The sequence below is a fragment of the Streptomyces sp. NPDC039424 genome, from assembly GCF_055639495.1.
Genome location: NZ_JBVKAI010000020.1, coordinates 1 through 24358, shown reverse-complemented (window position 1 = coordinate 24358; position 24358 = coordinate 1). Strand labels below are relative to the sequence as shown.

The following is a 24358-nucleotide window of genomic DNA, read 5'->3' as shown; positions in this document are numbered from 1 at the left end:
TGCTCTCGAACAGGTGACGCATGGCAGGGCGGACCGGTTCACTCAGGTGCCCGGAACCGGAGCCGCGTCGCCCCCGACCGCATTGCCGAAGTCGGTGTGGTGGTAGTCCTCCTGGACGAAGCGTCCCGCGCTCCAGCTGTACGTGATCACGCTCTCGCCGGACGGGTTCGACACCGGGTCGCCCTTTTCGTACACCTGCTGGGTCACCATCAGGTCGCCCCGGTCGATCTCCGCGTAGACCGGGGACTCCTCGGCCTTGAACACATTCTGGTACCTGCCGCTCTGCGCGCGGTACACATACGACCCCACACCCACCGCGTCCTCGCACGTCAGCACGTTCACGACGATGTCGTCGACGTTGTCGCCGGTCAGGTCGCCGTAGGTCACGTCGATCGGGTACTTGTCACCGGAGCACGGCTTGAGGTCCCGCTTGACCGCGGTGGAGACCTTCGGGTCGTCCTTGACGAGATTGACCGCGTCCACCCGACGGAAGGTGTCCGAGGGGCTCGGCGCGGGGGAGGCCCCGACACCCGCCACCGAGTCGGTGTGCGCCGGGCCCTCGTCCCGGGCGCCGGTGCCGCCCGTGGCGCAGGCGGCGGCGAAAAGGCCGAGGGCGGCGAGCACGGCCGACGCCGTGATCACCGCCTGCAAGCTCAGTCGGGCCCGGCTGGGCCCGGCCCCGGTCAGGCCGCGCAACGCTCCCGCTCCTCACGCTCCAGCGCGCGTGCGTCCAGATCGCGGGCCTCCAGCTCCTCGCGGAGCCGGGCGAGCGCCCGGTGCAGCGTGCTCTTGACCGTTCCGGCCGACATGCCCAGGGCCGCGGCCGTCTCCTCCGTGGACATCTGCTCCCAGTGTCGCAGCACGACGACGCTGCGCTGTTTCGGAGCGAGCACCTTCATGATGTCCATCAGCAGCGCCCGGTCCGCGTGCTGCTCGGTGGAGTCGTCGACGCAGGCGTCCGGCAGCTGCTCGGTGGGGACCTCCTCCAGCTTGCGGGCCCGCCACCACTCGGTCCGCGTGTTGATCATCACCCGGCGCAGATAGGCGTCCGCGAGCCGCTTGTCCGCGATGCCCTCCCAGCGGCCGTACGTCCGCACCAGCGCCGTCTGGAGCAGGTCCTGGGCGTCGACCGGGTCCGGCACCAGCCGGCGGGCGCTGCGCAGCAGCGCGTCCTGCCGGGTGCGGACGTACTCCTCGAACTCGAGCACCTCGCCCTGCGCCATGATCAACCGCCTCCCGTTCCCCGTTTTTTCTCCGGCTCGTGCCTGTCGTTCCGTGCGCCCGTCGGTCGTCTCGGGCACAGCAATGAAGCTACGGAGCTGTTGTCACGGCGCTGTCCGAAGCAGCCTGCGGGTAGCACTCGGCTGTCCGTCGGTTGTGTAACGGACGTAGGACCGGGGTAAAGGGGTGCGGTAAATCACCCGCGTATGAGGCGATTTGGCGAGTGGAGGGGGCCGTTACCGGCCCTCCACCGCTGTGATGTGTCTGTGTGTCAGCCCAACGGCAGTCGGTAGAGCCCGCCCGGCAGCGGCTCCACCAGACCGTCCGCGACGAGCCCGTCCAGGGCGCGGGCCCGCTGCACCGGCTCGTGCCACACCCGGTCCAGGGCCGCCTGCGGCACGGCGGCGTGCGCCTCGCGCAGTACGGCCAGCAGCTTGCCGCGCACCTGGCGGTCGGTGCCGGCGTAGGTCTGGCCGCGGCGCGGCGGCCCCTCGTGCTCCGGCTTGCCCGCCAGCCGCCAGGCGCACCGGTCGGTGATCGGGCAGCGGTGGCAGCCCTCGTTCTTCGCCGTGCACACCAGCGCGCCCAGCTCCATGGAAGCCGCGGCCCAGCGGGCGGCGGTCCCCTCGTCCTCGGGCAGCAGGGAGCGGGCGAGCTTGCGCTCGGCCGCCGTCGTGGCGTTCGGCGGGTACCGCACACCCGTGACCGCCCGGGCGAACACCCGGCGGACATTGGTGTCCAGCACCGCGTGCCGCTGCCCGTACGCGAAGGAGGCCACCGCCGCCGCCGTGTACTCGCCGATGCCGGGCAGTGCGAGCAGCTGCGCGTGGTCCGTCGGTACGTCCCCGCCGTGCCGTTCCGTTATGGCGACCGCGGCGCCGTGCAGGCGCAGGGCGCGGCGCGGGTAGCCGAGCCGGCCCCAGGCGCGCACGGCCTCACCCGGGGCCTCCTCGGCGAGGTCGGCGGGGCGGGGCCAGCGGGACAGCCACTCCTCGTACACCGGCAGCACACGGCTGACCGGTGTCTGCTGGAGCATGAACTCGCTGACCATCACGCCCCAGGGGCCCGCCTCCGGGCGGCGCCAGGGGAGGTCGCGGGCGTGGGTGTCGAACCAGGCGATCACGGGGGCGTGAAGCTTCTCAGTCATGGCACCTCCGATCCTGCCACGGGTGGGGCGGGTCCGGTTTGCGGCGTGGCCCGCCGCGGGCGTAACGGCGGCCCGAGTGGAGGCGGTTACCGGAATGATGATCCGGAAAAGTTCTGTTCCGGGCGGCGGGTGACGCGAGCAAGCGCCGCGATCTCTCGTACAGTTTGCGCCGTGGGATCTCTGCGCAATCCGGTCGGGCCGCTTCCCTCCTCCATCTACTGGCGACGGAGGGTCGTACTGCTGTCGGTGGTCGCCGTGTTGGCGCTGCTGATCGCCTGGATAGCCACCTCGGGGGGCGGGGGCGGCAAGAACGGTGCCGACGGATCCGACGGCAAGAATCCCGCGCCCTCCATCACACCCGGCCCGTCCGACTCCGGGCCCGCGATAAGCCAACACCCGGGCGGCCGGGACGAGTCGGGGAGCGGGGACTCCGGCAGCGGATCGTCCGGATCGGGCGGGTCGTCCGGGTCGTCCGGCTCGGGGGACGGTGCGGGGTCCGGGGGATCCGACGGGGCGGGCGGCGGCGGTTCCGCGGGCTCGGGATCCGGCTCCGGCGGCGGCAGCGTCGGTTCGGGCGACGCGCTTCCGGCATCCTCCACGCTGCCCAACTGCACCTCCGGCGCGCTCACCTTGGGCCTGCGCAGTGTGCACAACTCGTACTCGCCGGACCAGACGCCGGCCTTCGAACTCACCGCGAAGAACTCGTCCGGGGGCGACTGCAAGATCGATCTCGGGCCGAAGAACGCGGTGTTGACGATCACGCGGGCCGACGGCGACGACGACTACTGGTCCTCGGCCGACTGCCCCAAGGGCGCGGCGAGCCTGATCTTCCGGGTGCCGGCCGGGAGCGCCATCACCTACACCGTGAAGTGGGACCGCAAGCCGAGCGCACCGGAGTGCGCGACGCCTCCGGCGGGGTCGGCCAAGGCCGGGACCTATCTGGTGGAGGCCAAGACGAAGGGCTTCGCCACGGCGAAGACGTCGTTCGTGCTGTCGGCGGACTAGGGCCTGTCCGGCGGATCAGGTCGCAGGAAACGGGCGGCGCCTCATCGGCGCTGGTGAGCGGGGCGATGGGGGTCCCCCCGCGCGAGCGCATTCGAGCGTGGGGGAGTCGGCGACTGACGACAACGCCGCAGGTGGGCGTGCCAAGCCCCGCGTCTGCGGCATGATCCGCCGGACAGGCCCTAGACACGGCGGGCCCGCCGGTACCCGCACGCCTCAGACGTAGCGCTCCAGGATCGACGACTCGGCCAGCCGCGACAGGCCCTCCCGCACGCTCCGCGCCCGTGCCTCGCCCACACCGTCCACCGTCTGGAGGTCGTCGACGCTGGCGGCGAGGAGCTTCTGCAGACCGCCGAAGTGCTCCACCAGACGGTCGATGATCGCCCCGGGCAGACGGGGCACCTTGGCCAGCAGACGGAAGCCGCGCGGGGACACCGCGGTGTCCAGGTTCTCGGGGGAACCGGTGTAGCCGAGGGCGCGGGCGACCGTGGGCATTTCGAGGAGCTCGGCGTGACTGAGGGCGTCGAGTTCGGAGAGCGCCTCGTCGACCGTGCGGGAGCGCTTGGCGGTGGGTTCCGGCACGTAGTCCCGGACGACCAGCTCGCGCTCCGGCTCCACGCCCGCGATCAACTCGTCGAGCTGGAGGGCGAGGAGACGCCCGTCGGTGCCCAGTTCGACCACGTATTCGGCGATTTCGGTGGCGATGCGGCGCACCATCTCCAGGCGCTGCGCGACGGCCGAGACGTCCCGGACCGTCACCAGGTCCTCGATCTCCAGCGCCGACAGCGTCCCCGCGACCTCGTCCAGACGGAGCTTGTACCGCTCCAGCGTGGCCAGGGCCTGGTTGGCGCGGGACAGGATCGCCGCGGAGTCCTCCAGGACACGGCGGTGACCGTCGACGTACAGGGCGATCAGCCGCATCGACTGGGAGACGGAGACCACGGGGAAGCCGACCTGCTTGCTGACCCGGTCCGCCGTACGGTGCCGGGTGCCCGTCTCCTCCGTGGGGATCGTCGGGTCCGGCACCAGCTGCACGCCCGCGCGCAGGATCTTGGACAGGTCGGAGGAGAGCACGATGCCGCCGTCGAGCTTGCACAGCTCGCGCAGGCGGGTGGCGGCGAACTCGACGTTCAGGACGAAACCGCCCGTGCACATGGCCTCGACCGTCTTGTCGGAGCCGAGCACGATGAGTCCGCCGGTGTTGCCGCGCAGGACCCGCTCGAGGCCGTCGCGCAGGGCCGTGCCGGGCGCCACGGCGCTCAGCGAGGCGCGCATCAGGCCATCGGCACCGGAGCTCCCACCGGACTTTCCGGGAGCTGCCGCCCGGTCGTTGGCTGCCACTGCACTCCTCCGGTCGCAGGTTCTGGGGCGCTCCCGTTTCGCGCACTCGGTTCGTACGGACGGGCGAGACCAGGGCAAAGTCTACCGGCGCTCCTCCGCGTCCCGTGGGGCCTCTCGACGACGGGACCGGGGAAGGACCCGCAGCGCGTCCCCTATGTCGGCGACTTCCAGCACCTTCATCCCCGGCGGGACCTTGCCGGGATCACCCGGTACGAGCGCGTGGGTGAAGCCCAGCCGGTGCGCCTCGGCCAGCCTGCGCTGCACCCCCGTGACCCGTCTGACCTCGCCCGCGAGGCCGACCTCGCCGATGGCGACGAGGTTCTTCGGCAGCGGGGTGTCACTGGCCGCGGACGCCAGGGCCAGGGCCACGGCGAGGTCGGCGGCCGGCTCGGACAGCTTCACACCGCCGACCGTCGCGGAGTAGATGTCCCGCTTGCCGAGGGCGCTGATCCGGCCCCGCTGCTCCAGCACCGCGAGCATCATCGAGACGCGGGAGGTCTCCAGGCCGGAGGTGGTCCGCCGGGGGGAGGGGATCTGCGAGTCGACGGTCAGCGCCTGGACCTCCGCCACCAGCGGACGGCGGCCCTCCAGGGTCACCGTCAGGCAGGTCCCCGGGACCGGTTCGGCACGACGGGTAAGGAAAAGTCCACTTGGGTCGGCAAGTCCGGTGATGCCCTCGTCGTGCAGCTCGAAGCAGCCGACCTCGTCCGTGGCCCCGTACCGGTTCTTGACTCCCCGTACCAGGCGGAGCCGGGCATGCCGGTCGCCCTCGAAGTGGAGCACCACGTCCACGAGGTGCTCCAGCAGCCGGGGTCCGGCGATGGCCCCGTCCTTGGTGACATGGCCCACCAGCAGCGTGGACATGCCGCGTTCCTTGGAGGCGCGGATGAGGGCGCCGGCCACCTCCCGGACCTGGGCCATGCCGCCCGGCGCGCCGTCGATCTCGGGGGAGGCGACCGTCTGCACGGAGTCGAGGATCAGCAGGGACGGCTTCACCGCGTCCAAGTGCCCGAGCACGGCGGCCAGATCGGTCTCGGCGGCCAGATACAGATGGTCGTCGATGGCGTTGATCCGGTCGGCGCGCAGCCGCACCTGGCTCGCCGACTCCTCACCCGTCACATACAGGGTGCGGTGCTCCTCGCTCGCCGACTTGGCCGCCACGTCCAGCAGCAGCGTGGACTTGCCGACCCCCGGCTCACCCGCGAGCAGCACCACCGCGCCCGGCACCAGCCCGCCCCCGAGCACCCGGTCCAGCTCCGGCACACCGGTCGGACGGGCGGTCGCCTGCCGCCCGTCGATCTGCCCGATGGGCAGCGCGGAGCTGGTGACCCGCCCGGGCGCCGTCGTACGCACCGCGGGCGCGCCGTACTCCTCGACCGTCCCCCACGCCTGGCACTCGGGGCAACGGCCGAGCCACTTGGCCGTCTGCCAGCCGCATTCGGTGCAGCGGTAGGACGGGCGGTCCTTGGTGGTCTTGGTACGGGCAGCCATGGACGAACCGTAACCGCCGCCACTGACAACGCGGGCCCCTGAGCACCACCGGACCGGCCCGACGCGGGTCCGTCCCGCCGTCCCGGCCACCGCCGAGTCGCGGAATCCGGGGTTCCTGTCCCCTTATGAGGGATCGTTTCACCCGTATGGATTAAATGTGCTCAAGGCGTTAGAAGGTGCCATCCGCGGCCGCCTACGGTCGCACAGGTGACGAGCAGCATTCCGGAGACCTCGACCCGCACCACCGGCGCACACCGAGCGCACCGGGAGGCGCGTGACCGCGCCGCGGCGCGCACGCTGGCGCAGCGCACGCCCGCGCGCTACGAGCCCTATCTGGACGGCCTGTTCACCTACTGCCTGTCCGTGCTGTGCGACCACGACGCCGCGACCGCCGCGCTGGGCGACGTCCTCGCGCTCGCCGAGCGGCGCGGGCAGCGGGGGCCGCAGGCGGCGGACGACCGCAGGGCCTGGCTGTACGCGCTGGCCCGCTGGGCGTGCCTGCGCAAGCTGGCCGAGGCCAAGCAGAAACGTCAGGCCACACACGCGGCCGGCCGCCCCGGCGCCGACCAGCAGCAGACCGCCGCTCCGCCGGTCTCCGAGGAGGTCCAGGAGCAGCGGCGGAGCGAACTCGCCCTGCTGGCCTGGCCGGAGGCCGCCGGGACCAGCCCCGAGCAGCGTGAGGCGCTCGAACTCGCCGTGCGCCACCACCTCTCCACCCAGGAGGTCGCCGCCGTCCTCGGCCTGGCCCCCGCCGCCGCCCGCGAGCTGCTGGCCTCCGCCGCCTGCGAGGTCGAACGCACCCGCGCGGCCCTCGCCGTCGTCGAGACCAGCGGCTGTCCCGGCGTGGCCCGGCTCACCGGCGACCACCAGCTGATGCTCAGCAGCGCGCTGCGGCGCGAGCTGGTGCGGCACGTCGACGACTGCCCGTGCTGCCGCCGTACGGCCGAGCGCGCGGTCCCCGGCCACTGGCCCGGCGCCACGGTCACCCCCGCCGAACTGCCCGTCCTGGAGGCACCCCGCGCGGCTCTGCACGTCGCCCTGACGTACCACCCGCGCGCGCGGGGCAGTGCCGCGCCCCGCTTCGACCGGCGCGGCTTTCCCATGGACCCCAAGGACCGCGCCGCCCGCCGGGACCGCATCCGCGCGCGTGCCGTCACCACGACCGTCGTCGCCACCGTCGTCGCCGCCCCCGTGCTGGCCCTGTGGGCGGCCTACCGGGGCACCCCGATCGGCGAGCAGGACGGCCGCGCCGCCACCGCGCACGGGGCGCACAGCCTCGACGGCGACCCGGCCGGCGGCTACCAGAACGCCGGGAACGCCAGCACCCCCGGCGGCCGGCTCACGCAGGACGGCCTGTCCGACGTCTCCGTGGAGGTCGTCAGCGTCCCCGGCGCCGGGCGGAAGGGGGCGGGACGCCTCGCCGTGACGGCCCACACCCGCGGCGACACCACGCTCGTCACGCTCACGGCCTCCGGGCCCTCCCCGGTCCGCTGGTCGGCGGTCACCGCGGCCGACTGGCTCTACCTCAGCCGGTCCTCGGGAACCCTCCGGCCCGGCGAGTCGTTCACGATCAAGGTGTACGTCGACCAGCTGCGCGAGCCCTCCGGCCACTGGGCCGCACGGCTGTCGATCTCCCCGGCCGGCGCCGTCGTCTCGATCGACGGGTACGGCACCGCCCCCACCGGCCCCACGGCACCGGCCGACCCGCCCCCGACCGCCACCCCGGACCCGACCCCCACGCCCTCGTCCCCCGCCGAGCCCACGCCCACCGCCACGCCTCCGTCGAGCGACCCGACCCCCACACCGACCGACCCGCCGACCCCGACCGGCGACCCCGGAAACCCCACGCCCCCACCGGCCGACGACGGCGCCCCGGGCCCATCGGGCGGCTAGAGCGGTGCCGGGCCGCCTCGGTCCACAGCGGTCACCAGGTCCACAGCGGTCACCAGGTACACAGTGGTCCCCAGGCTCGCAGTGGTCCCAGGGCCCGCAGCGGTCCCCGGGCCCACAGCGTCACCGGTCCTCAGCCGGTCACCGTGTCCGCCGGATCCACCGCCGTAACCGGTTCCACCGTCGCCGGATCCGCCGGATGCGGAGCCACCAGCGGCAGCCGGGACGCCAGCCGCTGCTCGCACAGCTCGACCAGGCGGTCGTAACCGGCCTTGCCCATCAGCTCGGTCAGCTCGGCCCGGTAGGAGACGTAGACCGGATCGCCCGCGCCATGGGCGGAGGTCGCCGACGTGCACCACCAGTGCAGGTCGTGGCCGCCCGGACCCCAGCCCCGGCGGTCGTACTCACCGATCGACACTTGCAGGACGCGCGTGTCGTCGGGCCGGTCGATCCAGTCGTACGTCCGCCGGATCGGCAGCTGCCAGCACACGTCCGGCTTGGTCTCCAGCGGCTCGCGGCCCTCGCGCAGCGCCAGGATGTGCAGCGAGCAGCCCGCGCCGCCCGCGAAGCCCGGCCGGTTCTGGAAGACGCACGAGCCCTGGAAGGGACGGGTCTGGCGGGAGCCGTCCTCGTCCTCCGAGACCCAGCCGTGCGCCAGCCCCTCGTCGTGGTTCTGCCAGATGTCCGGCGTGAGCCTCGCCACATGCTCGGCGACCCGCTTCTCGTCGTCCTCGTCGGAGAAGTGGGCGCCCAGCGAGCAGCACCCGTCGTCCGCGCGGCCCGCCTGGATGCCCTGGCAGCCACTGCCGAAGATGCAGTTCCACCGGGAGGTCAGCCATGTCAGATCACACCGGAAGACCTGCTCGTCGTCCGCCGGATCGGGGAACTCCACCCACGCGCGCGCGAAGTCGAGCCCCTTCTCGTCGCTCGCCTTCGCGTTCACCTTGGGGGCCTTCTTGGACTTGGACGCCTTCGCCTGCGAAGAATCCTTCGATCCCGTGGAGGATTTGTCGGGCTTCGCCTTTTTCGTCTTTGGCACGCATCCAGGGTAAGTGGCCGGAGACCGCACCGGGGCCTGCGGACGGCCGCGCTGGCAGTAGCGTTCCGTACATGAGACTCGGTGTCCTGGACGTGGGTTCGAACACGGTGCACCTGCTGGTGGTGGACGCACACCCCGGCGCGTGCCCCCTGCCCGCGCATTCGCACAAGGCCGAACTGCGGCTCGCCCAACTGCTCGACGACAGTGGTGCCATCGGCACCGAGGGCGTCGACAAACTGCTCGGCGTCGTCCAGGACGCGCTCCGCGCCGCCGAGGACAAGGGCGTCGAGGACCTGCTGCCCTTCGCCACGTCCGCGGTGCGCGAGGCGAGCAACGCCGACGAGGTGCTGGCCCGCGTCAAGGACACCACCGGCGTCGAGCTCCAGGTCCTCACCGGTGAGGAGGAGGCCCGCCTCACCTTCCTCGCCGCCCGCCGCTGGTTCGGCTGGTCGGCCGGGAAACTGCTGGTCCTGGACATCGGCGGCGGCTCCCTGGAGATCGCCTACGGCATCGACGAGGAGCCCGACGCGGCCGTCTCCCTGCCGCTCGGCGCGGGCCGGCTCACCGCCGGATGGCTGCCCGGTGACCCGCCCGACCCCGAGGCGATAAGGGCGCTGCGCCGCCATGTGCGCACCGAGATCGCCCGCACGGTCGGCGAATTCACCCGCCTCGGCGCCCCCGACCACGTGGTCGCCACCTCCAAGACCTTCCGGCAGCTGGCCCGCATCGCCGGCGCGGCCCGCTCCGCCGACGGCCCGTACGTCCAGCGCGAGCTCAAGCGCGAGTCCCTGGAGGCCTGGGTGCCCCGCCTGGCCGGCATGACCGCCGCCCAGCGCTGCGAACTCCCCGGCGTCTCCGACGGCCGCGCCGGCCAGCTCCTCGCCGGCGCCCTGGTGGCCGAGGCCACGATGGACCTCTTCGGCGTGGAGAACGTGGAGATCTGCCCGTGGGCGCTGAGGGAGGGCGTGATCCTGCGGCGACTGGACCACATGGGGTCGGCGTAGCCGCCCGCGAGGGACGCGACAAGCCACGGAGGAGGCCGCGCCCATCCCGCGTCCGCCCCGTGGCAAACACCACAACGGCGAACAGGAACCCCGCAATCCAGGAACCGCACCCCGTAACCTGTCCCCCATGGCAGATCCCGTCCGCATCCCAGATGCGAAGGTCGCCCTCTCCACGGCCTCGGTGTACCCGGAGTCCACGGCGACGGCCTTCGAGATCGCCGCGCGCCTCGGCTACGACGGCGTCGAGGTCATGGTGTGGACCGACCCGGTCAGCCAGGACATCGAGGCGCTGCGGCGCCTGTCCGACTACCACGGGGTCCCGATCCTGGCCGTGCACGCCCCCTGCCTGCTGATCACCCAGCGCGTGTGGTCCACCGACCCCTGGGTCAAGCTGCAGCGCGCCCGGGCCGCCGCCGAGAAGCTCGGCGCCGGCACGGTCGTCGTGCACCCGCCGTTCCGCTGGCAGCGGCAGTACGCCCGTGACTTCGTCACCGGGATCTGGCGGATGGCGAACGAGACGGACGTCCGGTTCGCGGTGGAGAACATGTACCCCTGGCGCTACCGCGACCGCGAGATGCTCGCGTACGCCCCCGACTGGGACGTCACCCAGGACGACTACCGGCACTTCACGATCGACCTCAGCCACGCGGCGACGGCCCGCACGGACGCCCTCGACATGCTCGACCGGATGGGCGACCGCCTCGGCCACGTCCACCTCGCCGACGGCCGGGGGTCGGCGAAGGACGAGCACCTGGTCCCCGGCCGCGGCACCCAGCCCTGCGCCGAGGTGCTGGAGCGGCTCGCGCTGACCGGCTTCGACGGCCATGTCGTCATCGAGGTCAACACCCGGCGCGCGATGTCCAGCGCCGAGCGCGAGGCCGACCTCGCCGAGGCCCTGGCCTTCACACGCCTGCACCTGGCGTCCGCCGTGAAGGTGCCCCGGCGGTGACCGGGGCCACCGGCGAGGCCGGCGCGCGCCGCCGCGGCCGGCCCCCGCGTACGGAGTCGGCCGACACCCGCGACCGGATCCTGGCCGCCGCCCGCGAGGAGTTCTCCGAGCGCGGCTACGAGAAGACCTCCGTACGCGGCATCGCCAAGGCAGCCGGTGTGGACTCCGCGCTCGTCCACCACTACTTCGGCACCAAGGAGCAGGTCTTCGAGGCGGCCATCGAGGTCGCCTTCGCGCCCGCCCTGAACGCCCCCGACGCGGTGGCCGCCGGCCCCCTGGACGGGGTGGGGGAGCGGCTGACCCGCTTCATCTTCGGCATCTGGGAGAACCCCACCACCCGTACGCCCCTGCTGGCGATCCTGCGCTCGGCCGTCAACAACGAGACCGCGGCGGCCGTCTTCCGCCGCCTGGTCGCCAGCCAGCTGCTGCGCCGCATCGCCGTCCAGCTCGACCTCCCCGACGCCGAGCTGCGCGCCGAGCTCGCGGCCGCGCAGCTGGTGGGGTGCGCGATGCTGCGGTACGTGATCAAGGTGGAGCCGCTGGCGTCGGCGGACCTGGAGCAGATCGTGGCGCGGGTGGCGCCGGTGGTCCAGGGGCACCTGACGAATCCCTGACACCCCGCGTTCGTGGAACACGCGTCCCGCATTCCGGACATGCGTGTCCATCCCTTGGAGCGGCGGCGTACGCTCGTAGGGAGTCAGAACCCTCTCGCAGTTGGTCTTCGAAGGAGCGAGTGACGATGCCCGAGCTGAGGTCCCGCACAGTCACCCACGGCCGCAACATGGCGGGCGCCCGCGCCCTTATGCGCGCCTCCGGTGTACCCGGTGCGGACATCGGCCGGAAGCCGATCATCGCGGTCGCCAACAGCTTCACCGAGTTCGTGCCCGGCCACACCCACCTCCAGCCGGTCGGCCGGATCGTCAGCGAGGCGATCCGGGAGGCGGGCGGCATCCCCCGCGAGTTCAACACGATCGCCGTCGACGACGGCATCGCGATGGGCCACGGCGGCATGCTCTACTCCCTGCCCTCCCGCGACCTGATCGCGGACAGCGTGGAGTACATGGTCGAGGCGCACTGCGCCGACGCCCTGGTCTGCATCTCCAACTGCGACAAGATCACCCCCGGCATGCTGATGGCCGCGCTGCGCCTGAACATCCCGACGGTCTTCGTCTCCGGCGGCCCGATGGAGGCCGGCCGCGCCACCCTGGTCGACGGCACGGTCCGCACCCTCGACCTGGTCGACGCGATCTCCGACGCCGTGAACGACAAGATCTCGGACGAGGACATCCTCCGTATCGAGGAGAACGCCTGTCCGACCTGCGGCTCCTGTTCCGGCATGTTCACCGCCAACTCGATGAACTGCCTGACCGAGGCGATCGGCCTTTCCCTCCCCGGCAACGGCTCGGTCCTGGCCACCCACACGGCCCGCCGCCGGCTCTACGAGGACGCGGCCCGCACGGTCATGGACATCACCCGCCGCTACTACGAGCAGGACGACGACACGGTCCTGCCGCTCAACATCGCCACCTTCGCGGCCTTCGAGAACGCCATGGCCCTGGACATCGCGATGGGCGGCTCGACCAACACGATCCTGCACCTGCTGGCCGCCGCCCAGGAGGCGGGCGTCCCCTTCGGCCTGGAGCAGATCGACGCGGTCTCGCGCCGTGTGCCCTGCCTGGCGAAGGTGGCCCCGAACGTCGCGAAGAGCCGCACGTACTACATGGAGGACGTGCACCGCGCCGGCGGCATCCCCGCCCTGCTCGGCGAACTGCACCGCGGGGGCCTGCTCAACGAGGACGTGCACGCGGTCCACAGCCCGTCCCTGGCGGACTGGCTGAAGACCTGGGACGTGCGGGGCGGCTCGCCCTCCGCCGAGGCCGTGGAAATGTGGCACGCGGCGCCCGGCTGCGTCCGCTCGGCCGAGGCCTTCTCCCAGTCCGAGCGCTGGGAGGCCCTGGACGACGATGCCGAGGGCGGCTGCATCCGCTCCGTCGAGCACGCCTACTCGAAGGACGGCGGCCTGGCGGTCCTCAGGGGCAACCTCGCCGTCGACGGCTGCGTGGTGAAGACGGCCGGCGTCGACGAGTCGATCTGGACGTTCGAGGGCCCGGCGGTGGTCTGCGAGTCCCAGGAGGAGGCCGTCGAGAAGATCCTCAACAAGCAGGTCACCGACGGCGACGTGGTCGTCATCCGCTACGAGGGCCCCAAGGGCGGCCCCGGTATGCAGGAGATGCTCTACCCGACCTCCTTCCTCAAGGGCCGGGGCCTGGGCAAGACCTGCGCCCTGATCACCGACGGCCGCTTCTCCGGCGGCACCTCGGGCCTCTCCATCGGCCACGCCTCCCCGGAGGCGGCCTCCGGCGGCACCATCGCCCTCGTCGAGGACGGCGACCGCATCCGCATCGACATCCCGGGCCGCACCATCGACCTCCTGGTCGACGAGGCGGAACTGTCCCGCCGCGAGCAGGCCCTGGGCGGTGCCTACGCCCCGAAGAACCGCGAGCGCAAGGTCTCGGCGGCCCTGCGCGCCTACGCCGCGATGGCGACCAGCGCGGACAAGGGCGCCGTGCGGGACGTGACCAAGCTGGGCTGAGTCCCCTGCCTCGCCTCGGGGCCGCCTCCACCGGGGGCGGCCCCTTCGTGTGTCACCAGGCGGCGGGGGTGCGTCCGTCGACGGCGAAGACGGTGCCGTCGGGGGCGCCGGCGTAGACACGGCCGCCGATGACCACCGGCTCGGGCAGGGTGGCCGCGACCCGGTCGGCGTGCGTGCCGAGCCGTGCCCGGGTCTGCCCCAGGAGCCTGCCGTGCCGCGCGTCGACGGCGAGCAGCCGCCCGTCGGGAGCCGTGACGTACACATGCCCGCCGTCCACGACCGGCGTCGAGCCGCGGATCACGGCGGTCTCCAGCCCCCACAGCTGCCGGCGCGCGTTCGTGTCCACGGCCTCCAGCGAGCCCCCGGTGGCCAGCAGGTAGACCACGCCTCCACGCACCGCGGCATGGACGCCCTCCCGGGGCGCGGGCAGCGCCACCCGTCGTACCGCCTTGGACTTCGGGGTGTAGCGGACCACCGCCCGCGTGGCCCCGTAGACCCGGTCGACCGAGAGGAAGTAGACGGATCCGCCGCTGGTCCCGACGGGCTGCAGGGATCCGTCGAGCCGGGCCTCCCACAGCACGTCACCGGTGTCCGGGTCCACCGCCGTGACCCGCGTGCTCGACCCGTCGGCGGACGTACTCGTCGCGTACGCCGGCCGGTCCCCGGTGAACCACGCGAACGACGGCGTCGTCTGCCCCGGGATCCGCCGGTGCCACCTCGTTTTGCCCGAGGCGCTGTCCACACCCGTGACCGTCCCGTCGGTCCCGGTGAGCAGGAGGGTGCCGCCGGCGAACCGCAGCCCGCCGTGCGTGGCGATGTCCTGCCGTCGACCGGGCTTGCCGGACGCCGGATCGAGCGCCTCCACCCGCTGCCCCTGGTCCGTCACGACCTGCACCAGCCCACCCGACAGCACGGGCGGTCCGCTGCCGACCGCCGTGTCGGCGGAGTGCCGCCAGAGCAGAGTGCCGTCGGCGGGGGAGAGGGCGTAGAGCCGTCCCGGCTGTGAGCAGACCAGCGCATCGGCGGTGGACGAGCACTGAGGCGCACCGGCGGCAGCGGACCCGGGCCTGGCCGTCCACGGCGTGAACGCCCCGGCCGACACGGCTTCCGAGTGCGAGCCGCCCGCCGTCGGCGCGGGGGAGGGGTCGTCCAGCAACCGCACCGTGGCGACCGCACCGCCGACCACGAGAGCGAGCACCCCGGCCGCCACGGCCGCCCACCGGACGACTCGGCGCCTCCCGGACCGCCCTGCGGCCTCAGCGACCGAAGGCTCCGCGACCGGTTCCGCTACCGCTCCCTCTTTCTCTTGCACCCCTTCGTCCGGGCCGGTCCGTGTCCCGCCCGTCCGCTGCGCCGGTATGAACGCCTGCGTGTCGTACGAGGCCGCCACCGACCGCAGTTCCCGCATCAGTTCGTCGGGCGTGGGCCGCTGCTCCGGCTCCTTGGCGAGGCAGCGCAGCACCAGCGGTGCGAGGTTCTCCGGTACGTCGGTCAGGTCGGGCTCGTCGTGCACGACCTGGTAGGCGACGACATAGGGGCTGTCGGAGTCGAACGGCCCGCGCCCCGTCGCCGCGTGCACCATGACCGACCCGAGGGCGAAGATGTCGGCGGCCGGGCCCACCTCGCGGGGGCGCCGGAACTGCTCGGGCGCCATGAACGGCGGCGTTCCGATCAACTTCCCGGTCTCGGTGCGCAGTTCGCTGTCCTTGGGGCGGGAGATCCCGAAGTCGATGACCTTGGGCCCGTCCTCCGCGAGCAGCACGTTGCTCGGCTTGAGGTCGCGGTGCACGACCCCCACCCGGTGGATGTCGCGCAGTGCCTCGGCCAGCCCGGCCATCAGCCGGCGCAACCGGTCCGGGGCCATGGCCCCGTGCTCCTTCACTTGCTCGGCCAGCGTCGGTCCCGGGATGAACAGCGTCGCCATCCAGGGCCGTTCGGCCTCCGGATCGGCGTCCACGACGGGCGCGGTGAAAGCGCCGCTCACCCGCCGGGCGGCGGCCACCTCCTGCCGGAACCGGCCCCGGAACTCGGGATCCCGGGCGAACTCGGCGTGCACCACCTTCACCGCGACCTTCATCCCGGAGGTGCTGCGGGCCAGGTGCACGACGCCCATGCCGCCGGAGCCCAGGCGCGACTGAAGGCGGTAGTGACCGGCGTACTCGGGAAGTTCCGCTTCCGCGCCCGCTCCGGCGTCTCGCTGTGGCGCCATGGGACACACCCCCGTGCTGTTCGACCGCGCGCGCGACGCACGGAGCCTAGTCGATGACTCGTACGAGACAGAGGCGGCTTGCTAGCGTTCGTGAGCGAGTCGCACTCGCGTGTTTCGAGGCGCGGTTCAGGGGAATCAACGGGACCCCATGGCAGTCATGGGGTCGAACGGGGGGAGTTCACATGTCTGTTACCGACACCGGAGCGGTCGACGGCGTCGAGGGCGTCGAGAGCGGAGAGGGGCAGGCGGTCGTCACCGCCGTGGATGCGGCCGTGCGCTACTACTCGGTCGCCCCGGGCGTCCGGCTCAACGTCCGCAGCGGCCCTGGCACCACCTACAGCCTCGTCCGCACCCTGGCCGAGGGCGCCAAGGTGCCGATCTTCTGCCAGACGCCGGGCCAGACGGTCACGGGGCCGTACGGCACCAGCAAGCTCTGGGACAACATCGACGACGGCCAGTACGTGTCCGACGCGTACATCCACACGGGCACCGACGGCTACGTGGCCTCCCGCTGCGGCTGACCCCGTACGGAGCCCGCCCCGCCCGCCAGCCATAATCGTCCCGTGAGCGACGAAACCGGCACCGCGGCCACCCCGGCGGGCTCCACGGGCGCCACCCCCGGTGACGGCCCCCGCCCCGAACCCCTGCGTTTCTTCGGAACGACCTGGGTGAACCACGACAACGGCTACGCGGCCCGCCGCGCGGCCGTCGCCGTCGGCTCACTGGCGGCGGCCGTCGCCTCCTGTCTCGTCCTGCGCTTCGCCTACCAGGGCGTGCAGATCGCGGGCAGCGGAGGCTTCGTGACCGTACTGGTCGTCGCGATGTTCGCGGTCTGCAGCGCGCTCGCCTTCCGCAACACCTGGGAGGGCTTCGGCAAGCGCCCCGACCCCGAACGCCAGGCCTCCCTGCGCGGACTGCTGGCCATCGGCTTCGTCGGCTCCCTCGCCGCGTACTTCCTCCGCTCCCTCACCGAGGCCCCCGGCGAGAAACTGCACCGCGCCGAATACGAACAGGCCCGCGAGCAGCACGTCCGCCGCTCCACCCGCCGCACCGGGAACCCCTCGAAGAAGCGCCGCCGTCAGTAGTACCGGCGCATGATCGCGGTCGCCCACTCCGGCTGGCTCACCACACCCTGCGGGCCGAACTCCGCCATGTACGGCTTGATGTCCAGCACGGGCGTCCCGTCCACCGCGTCCAGCCCCTCGACGTGCACGTCCAGCCCCTCCACCCGCAGCACGCGGCACCGCGAGACCCCGATCCGGTTGGGCCGGTTCTTGCCGCGCTGGGCGAAGATGCCCACCTTCGGCCAGTCGGTGTTGCCGCGCGGATGCCGGGCGCCGGTCTCGATCCGCTCCTCGGGCACCCGGTCGAAGTGGTAGACGACCTCCAGATGGGAGAAGCCGTCCAGCCCGGCCAGCGCCTCCGGGGCGTACCGCTCCCCGTCGACCCGGATGACCGCCCGCACCGCACCCCAGTCGTCGTCCCGGACCTCCGCCCGCCCGCCGACCACGCGGCCCACCGGACGGACGACCACCGGTTCCGTGCTCTGCTCAGCCATGCCTGCCCACCCTCAAAGCAAGGATCAAGGAAAGGCGTTCACCGTAATTGACGGCAGGCCCGGGGCCGCAGCGGCCAGCATGAGCGTATGACCACGACTCCCTCGCCCTCCCCCTCCCGTGCCCACTCCTTCAACACCGCCGCGGCCCAGTACGCCGCGAACCGCCCCTCCTACCCGCCCGCCCTCTTCGACACCCTCGAAGAACTCGCCGCCCGCCCCCTCACCGGCGCCCGGGTCGTCGACGTCGGCGCCGGCACCGGCATCGCCACCGTGCTGCTCCACGCCCGCGGCGCCGACGTGCTCGCGGTGGAGCCCGGTGACGGCATGGCGGCCCAGTTCCACCGCGCCCTCCCCGACGTCCCGCTCGTCCGCGGCAACGGCAACGCCCTGCCCCTGGCCGACGCCTGCGCCGACTTCCTCACCTACGCCCAGGCCTGGCACTGGACCGACCCGGCCCACTCGGTCCCGGAGGCGCTGCGCGTCCTGCGCCCCGGCGGAGCCCTCGCGCTGTGGTGGAACATCCGCCCGCTCGACGTCCCGTGGGTCGCCGCCCAGACGGACCGCGTCCAGCGCCACCTCGGCGTGCGCGCCGATGCCACGAAGGGCGACATCGACCGCTTCGCACAGGCCGACCCCAGTGGCCGCCTCCACTTCGCCCACCGCACCGTCCGCTGGAGCCGCCGCGTCCCCGTCGACACCCATCTCGCCAACATCGGCAGCCACTCGATCTTCCTGGTCCACGACGAAACCAGCACCCGGGCCTTCCTCGCCGAGGAGCGCACCCATCTGCTGGCCGCCTTCCCCGACGGTGTGGTGGAGGAGGTCTACGACGTGGAGCTGCTGGTGGCCATCGCTTGACGGCGCCGTGCCCCGGGAGGATTATTCATCGCATGATGAATTGTGCCGCCGGCCCTCCCGGGGCCCCCGCCGAGCAGCCCCCGCCCCCCGCCGTACAGGCCACCGCCCTCACCGCCGTCCGAGGCCCCCGCACCGTCCTGCGCGGCCTCGACTTCACCGTCCCGCGCGGCCGGATCACCGGCCTGCTCGGCCCCTCCGGCTGCGGCAAGTCGACCCTCATGCGGGCCATCGTCGGCACCCAGGCCAAGGTCACCGGCACCCTCCAGGTCCTCGGCCACCCCGCCGGCCACCCCACCCTCCGCACCCGCATCGGCTACGTCACCCAGGCCCCCTCCGTCTACGACGACCTGACCGTCCGCCAGAACCTCGACTACTTCGCCGCGATCCTCGACCCCGGCCGCGCGGCAGCCGACCGCCGCCACGACGCCGTCACCCGGGCCATCGCCGACGTCGACCTCACCACCCACGCCGACGCCCTCGCGGGCAACCTCTCCGGCGGCCAACGCAACCGCGTCTCCCTGGCCGTGGCCCTCCTCGGCACCCCCGAACTCCTGGTCCTCGACGAACCCACCGTCGGCCTCGACCCGGTCCTCCGCCGCGACCTGTGGAACCTCTTCCACGACATCGCCGCCACCCGCGGCGTCACCCTCCTCGTCTCCTCCCACGTCATGGACGAGGCCGAGCGCTGCCACCGCCTCCTCCTCATGCGCGAGGGCGAGATCCTCGCCGAGGACACCCCGGACGCCCTGCGCACCCGCACCGGCGCCGACACCGTCGAAGCGGCCTTCCTGCACCTGGTGGACGAAGCGGTCGCCGCCGACCGCACCAAGGAGACGATCCGATGACCACTACGACCCCCACGGGCGCGCTCAACGTCTCCCGCACCACCGCCACCGCCACCCGCGTCCTGCGCCAGCTCCGCCACGACCCGCGCACCATCGCGCTGATGATCCTGATCCCCTGCCTGATGCTGCTCCTGCTGCGCTACGTCTTCGACGGCAGCCCGCGCACCTTCGACGACATCGGCGCCTCACTCCTCGGCATCTTCCCCCTGATCACCATGTTCCTGGTGACCTCCATCGCCACCCTGCGCGAACGCACCTCCGGCACCCTCGAACGCCTCCTCGCCATGCCCCTCGGCAAGGGCGACCTCATCGCCGGCTACGCCCTCGCCTTCGGTGTCCTGGCGATCATCCAGTCGGCCCTGGCAACAGCGCTCGCGGTCTGGTTCCTCGGCCTGGACGTCACCGGCTCCCCCTGGCTCCTGCTCCTGGTGGCCCTGCTCGACGCCCTGCTCGGCACCGCCCTGGGCCTCTTCGTCTCGGCCTTCGCGGCCTCCGAATTCCAGGCGGTCCAGTTCATGCCCGCGGTGATCTTCCCCCAGCTCCTCCTCTGCGGCCTCTTCACCCCCCGCCCCGCCATGCACCCCGCCCTGGAGACCATCTCCGACGCCCTCCCCATGTCCTACGCCGTCGACGGCATGAACGAGGTCCTCCACCACACCGACATGACAGCGACCTTCGTGAGGGACGTACTGATCGTGGCCGGCTGCGCGCTGCTGGTACTGGGCCTGGGAGCGGCCACCCTCCGCCGCCGGACACCGTGACCGGCCGATGCCGGTCCGCATCTCCAGCCCGTCCGGCGCTTGAGGACGAGGCCGTCCAGGCCGAACGGGCGTCCAGGGGGCGGAGCCCCCTGGCGGGGTCGAAGGGGCAGAGCCCCTGGGGATGGGAACGGGTAGGGGCGGCGGGGGCGAAACCCTAGACGCCGAACCGCACCCCGGCACCCCGGCAACCCGGCCCCCAGGCACCGCGGCAGCCAAACCCCCGTCCGCCCACCGGACAACCGACCCCGCACACCCACCCCCGATGCGAGGATGACCCCGGACGACAAACCCCCCGGAGGGCACCGCAACATGACCCAGAAAGTCGCAGTCCTCGGCACCGGCAAGATCGGCGAAGCCCTGCTCAGCGGAATGATCCGCGGCGGCTGGGCCCCCGCCGACCTCCTGGTCACCGCCCGCCGCCCCGAACGCGCCGAAGAACTCCGCACCCGCTACGGAGTCGTCCCGGTCACCAACGCCGAGGCCGCCAAGACCGCCGACACCCTGATCCTCACGGTCAAGCCGCAGGACATGGGCACCCTGCTCGACGAACTCGCCCCCCACGTCCCCGCCGACCGCCTGGTCATCAGCGGAGCCGCCGGCATCACCACCGCCTCCATCGAGGACCGCCTGGCCACCGGCACCCCGGTCGTCCGCGTCATGACGAACACCCCCGCCCTCGTCGACGAGGCCATGTCCGTCATCTCCGCCGGCACCCACGCCACCGCCGACCACCTCGCCCACACGGAGGAGATCTTCGGCGCCGTCGGCAAGACCCTCCGCGTCCCCGAGTCCCAGCAGGACGCCTGCACCGCCCTCTCCGGCTCCGGCCCGGCGTACTTCTTCTACCTGGTCGAAGCCATGACCGACGCCGGCATCCTGCTCGGCCTGCCCCGCGACAAGGCCCACGACCTGATCGTCCAGTCCGCGATCGGCGCCGCCACCATGCTCCGCGACAGCGGCGAACACCCGGTCAAGCTCCGCGAGAACGTCACGTCCCCCGCAGGCACGACGATCAACGCCATCCGCGAACTCGAGAACCACGGCGTACGAGCCGCGCTCATCGCCGCCCTCGAAGCCGCCCGCGACCGCAGCCGCGAACTGGCCTCCGGCAAGAAGGACTGACGCCCTGGGGGGCGGTCACCCCGCCGCGTCCACGATCTCCTTCGTGGTCACCACGCGCGCGAACCCGCCCCCGTGCAGGGAGACGGCCGACGCCTGCGCGATCTCCTCCGCACTGCGCCGCCAGCCGAACGGCCCCTCCAGGTCGAAGGTGTACGTCGCGTCGTACGCGAACAGCACGTCGTACCCGAGGTTCCCGCCCATACGGGCCGTCGTCTCCGCGCACATGTTGGTCTGGATCCCGGCCACCACCACCTGCGAGATCCCCGCCTCCGTCAGCCAGGCGCCCAGATCCGGGGTCCCGAGGAAGGCCGAGTTCACGGTCTTGGTGACGAGAAGCTCGGGCCCGGACCCCTTTCCGCGCCGCCGCTCCACGTACTCCTTGAAGGAGTTGCCCTCGTACCCGAGCCGCAACGGCGAGTGCGGCTTCGGCGAGTCGTGCCGTACGAAGACGACGGGCCGACCCGTCGCCTGCCACGCGTCGATGAGCGAAGCGATGTTGTCATCCGCCTCCGGGTTGTTCCGCGGGCCCCAGAAGTCGAGCTCCTCGAAGCCCTTCTGCACGTCCACGACCACCAGCGCTGCGTTCTCCCTGATCTCCATGCCCACGATCCTGCCGCCGGGGACACCCCCGTCCCAGACCTACAAAAGTCAGCGATCGATGGTTTACTGCCACCCATGGCCAACGCTTACCGTGTCGCCCTGGTCGCCTTCCCCGGCATCCGCGCCTTCGACGTCTCCGTCATCACCGAGGTCTGGGGCACCGACCGCACCGACCGCGGCACCCCCGCCTTCGACCTGCGCCGCGTGGCCACCGACACCACCCCCATCTCCATGCGCGGCGGCCTCTCCCTCCTCCCCGACCGCGCCCTCACCTGGCTGGACCGCGCCGACCTGATCGTGATCCCCGGCCTGGACGACCATCTGACCCCCGCACCCACCCCCGTCCTCGACGCGCTCCGCCGCGCCCACACCCGCGGCACCACCCTCGCCGCCCTCTGCGGCGGCGCCTTCACCCTCGCCCAGGCAGGCCTCCTCGACGGCCGCCGCGCCATCACCCACTGGAACCTCGTCGACCTCCTGCGCGCCCAGCACCCCCAGGTCACCGTCGTCCCCGACGCCCTCTTCATCGAGGACCACAACATCTGGACCGCCGCCGGCACGGCCGCCGGCATCGACCTCTGCCTCCACCTCGTCCGGCTCGCCCACGGCGCCGAGACAGCCGCGACCATCGCCCGCTCCATGGTCACCGCGCCCTTCCGCACCGGCACCCAGGCACAGTTCATCGAGCACCCCACCCCCCGCGCGGACCGCGACGCCGACACCCTCGCCGCCGTACGCGAACACGCCCTGCGCCACCTCCACGAACCGCTCACGGTCGCCGACCTGGCGGCTCTGGCGGGCATGTCCCCCCGCAGCTTCGCCCGCCACTTCACGGCAGCCACCGGCGCCACCCCGCTCCGCTGGCTCCTCGACCAGCGCATCGCCGCGGCCCAGAAACTCCTCGAACGCACCGACCTCCCCATCCCGGAGGTCGCCCGCCGCGCCGGCTTCGGCAGCGAGGTCACGATGCGCCAGCACTTCGCCTCGCGCCTCGCCACCAGCCCACGCGCCTACCGGGCCGCGTTCACCACAGCACCCGTATCAGAAGCCGCCGGCAGCAGCCCGATCGCCCGGTAAGCCGCGTCGACGACCGGCCGCGCCATGGCCCGTGCCCGCTCCGCACCATCACGCAGCACCCCCTCCACATACGCCGGATCCGCGCACAACTCCTTGTGCCTGGCCTGAACAGGCCGGAGAACCTCGACCACGGCCTCCGCCGTGTCCTTCTTCAAAGCGCCGTACGACTCGTAAACGCCGCCCAGTTCCTCCGGGTTCCCACCCGTACACGCCGCGAGGATCTCCAGCAGGTTCGCGACCCCCGGCTGCTCCTCCCGGTCGTACACGACCTCCCGCCCGCTGTCGGTCACGGCCCGCATCACCTTCTTGCGCACCGCATCCGGCTCGTCGAGCAGGTACACGATCCCCGGCCCCGAGTCGTCCGACTTCCCCATCTTCGACGTCGGCTCCTGAAGGTTCATCACCCGCGCCGCCACCTGCGGACGCGTCGCCCTCGGCACCACGAACGTGTGCCCGTACCGCTGGTTGAACCGCACCGCCAGATCCCGGGTCAGCTCCACGTGCTGCACCTGGTCATCACCCACCGGCACCTCGTCCGTCCCGTACGCCAGGATGTCCGCCGCCATCAGCACCGGATACGTCAGCAGCGACAGCCGCACACTCCCGCCCCGCGCCCGCTCCCGTGCGGCCTTCTCCTTGTACTGGATCATCCGCCGCATCTCACCGTCGGTCGCCACGCACTCGAGCACGTACGACAGCCGCGCGTGCTCATCCACATGACTCTGTACGAACACGGTGCACAGCTCCGGATCCAGTCCCGCCGCCAGCAGCAGCGTCGCCCCTTGCCGACTGAGCCTGCGCACCCGCGCCGGATCGTGGTCCACGGTCAGCGCGTGCAGATCGACGATGCAGAACACCGCGTCCGACCGGTGCTGGTCCACGTCGGCCCACCGGCGCATGGCTCCCAGATAGTTCCCCAGCGTCAGATGCCCGGTCGGCTTGATCCCACTGAAGACCCGCGTCATCCCCACTCCACCTCCTGGTCGGGGCCGCCGTCCCGGCGGCCGACCCTCAGGAGCCCTGGAGGGGGAAACGAGAACGGCCGCCGAGGCGGCGGCCGTTGAGTGCACACGTACGAACGGCCGCCGTCAGGCGGCCCACCAGTACTGGTCGCACGTACGTGTCGTAGTCACAGAGCCAGAATACGCCTCCAGGGTGCCGTCCGCCCGAGAGTTGACACACCCCGACCCCATCCGTAAGGTTCTTCGAGTTGTCCGACGTGAGAGCCGACTCCGGTCGGTCCCCGGACAGCCATTCCGCAGGTACCAGCCATCACTCGGCGATCCTTCGTCGTGTTGTTTCGGCGCGCGCATTTGCGAAATGAGGAATCCGCGTTCGATAGGACGCAGCCCCCGATTAGCTCGGGAGCGAGGAATCCGCTAAAGTCTCACTCGTCGGAACGGCCGAAAGGACCGGGAAGACAACCCCCTCTGACGGGGAATCAGACGCCGAAAGGATCTGATAGAGTCGGAACCGCCGGAAAGGGAAACGCGAGAGCGAGAACCTGGAAAGCACCGAGGAAATCGGACCGGAAACAGTCTGATAGAGTCGGAAATACCGAAGGGAAGCCCGGAGGAAAGCCCGAGAGGGTGAGTACAAAGGAAGCGACCGTTCCTTGAGAACTCAACAGCGTGCCAAAAATCAACGCCAG

The 24358-nt window shown here is 72.1% G+C and carries 24 protein-coding genes; 13 read left to right on the top strand and 11 right to left on the bottom strand.

Features of this window, described 5'->3' with window-relative positions; genetic code table 11:
• Positions 1 to 42: 42 nt before the first annotated feature.
• From ACZ7L0_RS35050 to ACZ7L0_RS35040, 3 genes are all read right to left on the bottom strand, one after another.
• Complete coding sequence (locus tag ACZ7L0_RS35050) at positions 43 to 696, bottom strand: hypothetical protein (protein ID WP_471246592.1); 654 nt, start codon at positions 694 to 696, stop codon at positions 43 to 45.
• Entirely contained in the window at positions 684 to 1223 is a 540-nt protein-coding gene (locus ACZ7L0_RS35045) for a SigE family RNA polymerase sigma factor (RefSeq protein WP_132856486.1), read from the bottom strand. The genes ACZ7L0_RS35050 and ACZ7L0_RS35045 overlap by 13 nt, the downstream gene beginning before the upstream one ends.
• A gap of 269 nt (positions 1224 to 1492) precedes the next feature.
• Positions 1493 to 2368, bottom strand: coding sequence for an HhH-GPD family protein (locus ACZ7L0_RS35040; RefSeq protein ID WP_471246591.1), 876 nt, complete (start codon positions 2366 to 2368; stop codon positions 1493 to 1495).
• A gap of 171 nt (positions 2369 to 2539) precedes the next feature.
• On the opposite strand from ACZ7L0_RS35040, the gene ACZ7L0_RS35035 reads away from it, so the two are divergent.
• Complete coding sequence (locus ACZ7L0_RS35035) at positions 2540 to 3373, top strand: hypothetical protein (RefSeq protein ID WP_471246590.1); 834 nt, start codon at positions 2540 to 2542, stop codon at positions 3371 to 3373.
• Positions 3374 to 3586: 213 nt separating this feature from the next.
• Here ACZ7L0_RS35035 and disA read toward each other — a convergent pair whose 3' ends face one another.
• Positions 3587 to 4711 (bottom strand): DNA integrity scanning diadenylate cyclase DisA, encoded by a 1125-nt coding sequence (gene disA, locus ACZ7L0_RS35030; RefSeq protein WP_471246589.1) that lies wholly within the window; start codon positions 4709 to 4711, stop codon positions 3587 to 3589.
• Positions 4712 to 4792: 81 nt separating this feature from the next.
• Positions 4793 to 6202, bottom strand: coding sequence for a DNA repair protein RadA (gene radA, locus ACZ7L0_RS35025; protein WP_471246588.1), 1410 nt, complete (start codon positions 6200 to 6202; stop codon positions 4793 to 4795).
• A gap of 207 nt (positions 6203 to 6409) precedes the next feature.
• Between radA and ACZ7L0_RS35020 the strand changes: the two genes are divergently transcribed.
• Positions 6410 to 8095, top strand: a complete 1686-nt coding sequence (locus tag ACZ7L0_RS35020) for a BACON domain-containing protein (protein WP_471246587.1) — start codon at positions 6410 to 6412, stop codon at positions 8093 to 8095.
• 130 nt (positions 8096 to 8225) lie between these two features.
• On the opposite strand, the gene ACZ7L0_RS35015 is transcribed toward ACZ7L0_RS35020, so the two are convergent.
• Positions 8226 to 9131 carry a DUF3109 family protein gene (locus ACZ7L0_RS35015; protein WP_471246586.1) on the bottom strand — a complete coding sequence of 302 codons (906 nt, stop codon included), beginning with the start codon at positions 9129 to 9131 and terminating at the stop codon, positions 8226 to 8228.
• 71 nt (positions 9132 to 9202) lie between these two features.
• Here ACZ7L0_RS35015 and ACZ7L0_RS35010 point away from each other — a divergent pair, with 71 nt between their 5' ends.
• The 4 genes from ACZ7L0_RS35010 (at position 9203) to ilvD (ending at position 13677) form a co-directional block, all read left to right on the top strand.
• Complete coding sequence (locus tag ACZ7L0_RS35010; RefSeq protein WP_471246585.1) at positions 9203 to 10135, top strand: Ppx/GppA family phosphatase; 933 nt, start codon at positions 9203 to 9205, stop codon at positions 10133 to 10135.
• A gap of 127 nt (positions 10136 to 10262) precedes the next feature.
• Positions 10263 to 11084, top strand: a complete 822-nt coding sequence (locus ACZ7L0_RS35005; RefSeq protein WP_471246584.1) for a sugar phosphate isomerase/epimerase family protein — start codon at positions 10263 to 10265, stop codon at positions 11082 to 11084.
• Positions 11081 to 11698: a TetR/AcrR family transcriptional regulator gene (locus tag ACZ7L0_RS35000; RefSeq protein ID WP_471246583.1), complete on the top strand. Its 618-nt coding sequence runs from the start codon at positions 11081 to 11083 to the stop codon at positions 11696 to 11698. The genes ACZ7L0_RS35005 and ACZ7L0_RS35000 overlap by 4 nt, the downstream gene beginning before the upstream one ends.
• 125 nt (positions 11699 to 11823) lie before the next feature.
• On the top strand, positions 11824 to 13677 hold the full coding sequence (ilvD, locus tag ACZ7L0_RS34995; RefSeq protein WP_471246582.1) for a dihydroxy-acid dehydratase: 1854 nt from the start codon (positions 11824 to 11826) through the stop codon (positions 13675 to 13677).
• A gap of 52 nt (positions 13678 to 13729) precedes the next feature.
• Here ilvD and ACZ7L0_RS34990 read toward each other — a convergent pair whose 3' ends face one another.
• The gene (locus ACZ7L0_RS34990) at positions 13730 to 15886 is read right to left on the bottom strand and encodes a serine/threonine-protein kinase (protein ID WP_471246581.1); all 2157 of its coding nucleotides are present in this window, start codon (positions 15884 to 15886) and stop codon (positions 13730 to 13732) included.
• Between the two features lie 182 nt (positions 15887 to 16068).
• Between ACZ7L0_RS34990 and ACZ7L0_RS34985 the strand changes: the two genes are divergently transcribed.
• Positions 16069 to 16407: an SH3 domain-containing protein gene (locus tag ACZ7L0_RS34985; RefSeq protein WP_471246580.1), complete on the top strand. Its 339-nt coding sequence runs from the start codon at positions 16069 to 16071 to the stop codon at positions 16405 to 16407.
• Positions 16408 to 16449: 42 nt separating this feature from the next.
• Positions 16450 to 16971: an EamA/RhaT family transporter gene (locus ACZ7L0_RS34980; RefSeq protein ID WP_471246579.1), complete on the top strand. Its 522-nt coding sequence runs from the start codon at positions 16450 to 16452 to the stop codon at positions 16969 to 16971.
• Here ACZ7L0_RS34980 and ACZ7L0_RS34975 read toward each other — a convergent pair.
• Positions 16965 to 17444: an SAM-dependent methyltransferase gene (locus ACZ7L0_RS34975; protein ID WP_471246578.1), complete on the bottom strand. Its 480-nt coding sequence runs from the start codon at positions 17442 to 17444 to the stop codon at positions 16965 to 16967. The two genes, ACZ7L0_RS34980 and ACZ7L0_RS34975, sit on opposite strands and share 7 nt — an antisense overlap.
• Positions 17445 to 17531: 87 nt before the next feature.
• Between ACZ7L0_RS34975 and ACZ7L0_RS34970 the strand changes: the two genes are divergently transcribed.
• From ACZ7L0_RS34970 to proC, 4 genes are all read left to right on the top strand, one after another.
• The gene (locus ACZ7L0_RS34970) at positions 17532 to 18302 is read left to right on the top strand and encodes a class I SAM-dependent methyltransferase (protein ID WP_471246577.1); all 771 of its coding nucleotides are present in this window, start codon (positions 17532 to 17534) and stop codon (positions 18300 to 18302) included.
• Positions 18303 to 18334: 32 nt separating this feature from the next.
• Positions 18335 to 19147 (top strand): ABC transporter ATP-binding protein, encoded by an 813-nt coding sequence (locus ACZ7L0_RS34965; RefSeq protein WP_471246576.1) that lies wholly within the window; start codon positions 18335 to 18337, stop codon positions 19145 to 19147.
• Positions 19144 to 19908, top strand: a complete 765-nt coding sequence (locus ACZ7L0_RS34960; protein WP_471246575.1) for an ABC transporter permease — start codon at positions 19144 to 19146, stop codon at positions 19906 to 19908. Before ACZ7L0_RS34965 ends, ACZ7L0_RS34960 begins: the two co-directional genes overlap by 4 nt.
• Before the next feature lie 309 nt (positions 19909 to 20217).
• A complete protein-coding gene (gene proC / locus ACZ7L0_RS34955; protein ID WP_471246574.1) occupies positions 20218 to 21030 on the top strand; it encodes a pyrroline-5-carboxylate reductase in 813 nt (270 codons plus the stop codon).
• A 15-nt stretch (positions 21031 to 21045) separates the two neighbouring features.
• Here the strand turns inward: proC and ACZ7L0_RS34950 are convergent, their stop codons facing one another.
• On the bottom strand, positions 21046 to 21630 hold the full coding sequence (locus ACZ7L0_RS34950) for a cysteine hydrolase family protein (protein WP_471246573.1): 585 nt from the start codon (positions 21628 to 21630) through the stop codon (positions 21046 to 21048).
• Between the two features lie 75 nt (positions 21631 to 21705).
• Between ACZ7L0_RS34950 and ACZ7L0_RS34945 the strand changes: the two genes are divergently transcribed.
• Complete coding sequence (locus tag ACZ7L0_RS34945; RefSeq protein ID WP_471246572.1) at positions 21706 to 22707, top strand: GlxA family transcriptional regulator; 1002 nt, start codon at positions 21706 to 21708, stop codon at positions 22705 to 22707.
• On the opposite strand, the gene trpS is transcribed toward ACZ7L0_RS34945, so the two are convergent.
• Positions 22641 to 23672 (bottom strand): tryptophan--tRNA ligase, encoded by a 1032-nt coding sequence (gene trpS / locus ACZ7L0_RS34940; protein WP_471246571.1) that lies wholly within the window; start codon positions 23670 to 23672, stop codon positions 22641 to 22643. The genes ACZ7L0_RS34945 and trpS overlap by 67 nt on opposite strands.
• Positions 23673 to 24148: 476 nt before the next feature.
• Positions 24149 to 24358 (bottom strand): hypothetical protein (locus ACZ7L0_RS34935; RefSeq protein WP_471246570.1); only part of this gene is annotated, 210 nt, incomplete at its 5' end.